Source organism: Frankia sp. AvcI1 (assembly GCF_001420875.1).
GTDB lineage: Bacteria > Actinomycetota > Actinomycetes > Frankiales > Frankiaceae > Frankia > Frankia alni.
Map to the genome: position 1 here is coordinate 1 of NZ_LJFZ01000045.1, position 2,009 is coordinate 2,009.

3 protein-coding genes are annotated in these 2,009 nt (G+C 67.9%); 1 reads left to right on the forward strand and 2 read right to left on the reverse strand.

The genetic code is table 11. The features are described 5' to 3' along the window. Positions 1 to 211: YbaK/EbsC family protein (locus tag UK94_RS29585; RefSeq protein ID WP_313949614.1), on the forward strand; the 211-nt coding region annotated here is incomplete at its 5' end. Between the two features lie 37 nt (positions 212 to 248). Here UK94_RS29585 and UK94_RS29590 read toward each other — a convergent pair. Together UK94_RS29590 and UK94_RS29595 are read right to left on the reverse strand one after the other, a co-directional pair. Then, a complete protein-coding gene (locus tag UK94_RS29590; protein WP_011607430.1) occupies positions 249 to 509 on the reverse strand; it encodes an acyl carrier protein in 261 nt (86 codons plus the stop codon). Positions 510 to 625: 116 nt separating this feature from the next. Then, positions 626 to 1,438, reverse strand: coding sequence for a ferritin-like domain-containing protein (locus UK94_RS29595; RefSeq protein ID WP_041939883.1), 813 nt, complete (start codon positions 1,436 to 1,438; stop codon positions 626 to 628). Positions 1,439 to 2,009: the final 571 nt, after the last annotated feature.

Sequence of the window (2,009 nt, forward strand, 5' to 3'; positions counted from 1 at the left end):
GGACACGGCCGTCTCCCGCACCGGGATGGAGCACGGCGGCATCACCCCGGTCGGGCTGCCCGCCGACTGGCCGCTGCTGATCGACCGCGCGGTCGCGGAGCATCCCCGGGTCGTCGTTGGCTCCGGCCTGCGCCGATCCAAACTGTGGCTGCCCGGGGCGGCGCTCGCCGCCCTCCCCGCCGCAGAGGTCCTCGACGCCCTCGGCACCTGAGGGGAAGCGGCCGGCTGGCAGGGAGGCGGGTTCGGCGTCAGACCGTCGTCTCGGTGAGCTGCGCCTGCACGATGCGGACGACGTCGTTGATCGTGGTCAGGGTGAAGACGTCCTCGTCCTCGATCTCGATGCTGTACTCGCGCTCGATCCGGGCGATCGCGAGCAGGACCTTCACCGAGTCCGTGCCCTCGACCGTCCGCAGGTTGAGGTCCGCGGCGAGGGTCTCGGCGGGCAGGCGGAGCGCGCCGGCGACGATCTCGGTCACCGTGTTGACGATCTCGGCGTGGGATGACGACATCGGGACTCCTCGGATCGTGCGATCGGCGGTTCGATGCGGATGAGACGACGGGCGTGCCCCGGCCCCGCCGGCCGGCGGGGCCGGGGCACGCCGGCGGGCCGGCGAAGCCCGGGGTGTCACGCCATGGAGTCGGCGAGGGCCTGTCGGATGTCGGAGTTCCGGGTCAGGTCCCGGCCGAGCGCGCTGCCGAGCGCGCGGCGCAGCTTGGCCTGGAGCCGGTCCTGCGCGTCCGGCGGCGAGAACCGCAGGAAGACGTCGATCACGTCGTCGACGGTCTCGTAGCCCCGCATCTCCTCGACGAGCTGATGCTTGTAGACCCCGACCGGGTGGTTGAGCCGCGAGCTCGTCGCATAGAAATGGATGCGTTCCAGGACCGAGGTGAGTTCCTCGGGGTGCTGCTCGAGCCGCCGCTTCAGGTAGTACAGGAATTCGCGGGCGTGGCCGGCCTCGTCGCGGCTCGCCCGCAGGAACAGGTCGGACAGGACGGGCTCACGCACCCAGGCGGACAGAGCCCGGTACGCGGTGTTGACGATGATCTCGGAGATCACGTTCGTGGCCAGGGTGGCGCTCGGCGTGATGCCACGCTCGTACGGCTCGCGCAACGCCTCGATCCTGGCCTGGTCGATGTGTACGTCGACCGCCTTCAGCCAGGCCCGGAACGCGTAGTGGTGCTGGAGCTCCTGGTAGGCCCAGACGGCCACGAAGGCCGAGCAGTCGTAGTCGTCGTCGAACTCGCTGAGGAATCCGTGCAGCCCGGGCAGCGAGGTTGCCTCGCCCATGACGACACCCTTGACGAGCGAGATGTAGGCGGGGTCAACCAGGTCGCGGCGGACGTTTTCCAAACCGAGTTCGGAAACCTTCCACTGAAGGCGCTCGTAATGTTGAAAAACTTCGAAACTGTGGGCGTCCTCAGAGGTGGCGGTCGGCATTTGCGCTCCTTCCGAGCTTCTCCTGGCCAGACCTTCCGGTCCCACTATTGGGTCTTCACCCGGCCGCGACAACCCGCTATTCGGATCTCAATCGGCCCATCGCGACCGGTTATCGCCGGACTCGTTCGACCGGTGGGGGAGGAGTACTCAGGCCACGCCAGGCCGGGGTACTCCTCATCCCGGTTCGGTCCGGCCATGCCCTTGCCCGTGTTCTTCAGGAAGATCGCCGACCACACCCTGCGGGCGGCNTCCCACTNCACGCCCACGACGAGTGGGTAGTTGCCGACCGTGCTGAAGAAGATGGTGGAGAAGATCGGTCCCTCGGCGTCCGCCCGGTAGGCCGGGTGCCACGACGGGGTCGGGATCACGGGGAGCACGCCGCCGCGGAACGGGGCCTGGTCGACGCCGTGGATCAGCCTGTGAGCGCATCCTTGACCGGGACGANCAGATCCTCGATTCTGCTCTGGACTGTTCCGACAAACCTATCAAAGACGCCCTCGTGGGGCCTCGCGCTTTCGCGATAATTTACGGGCATGGACCGATTGTGGTTCGACGTCAGGGTTGTGGTGGC

What these genes read in the sequence shown, in the direction of transcription:
- UK94_RS29595 (WP_041939883.1), bottom strand. Translation starts at nt 1,438, where the DNA reads ATGCCGACCGCCACCTCTGAGGACGCCCACAGTTTCGAAGTTTTTCAA.
- UK94_RS29590 (WP_011607430.1), bottom strand. Translation starts at nt 509, where the DNA reads ATGTCGTCATCCCACGCCGAGATCGTCAACACGGTGACCGAGATCGTC.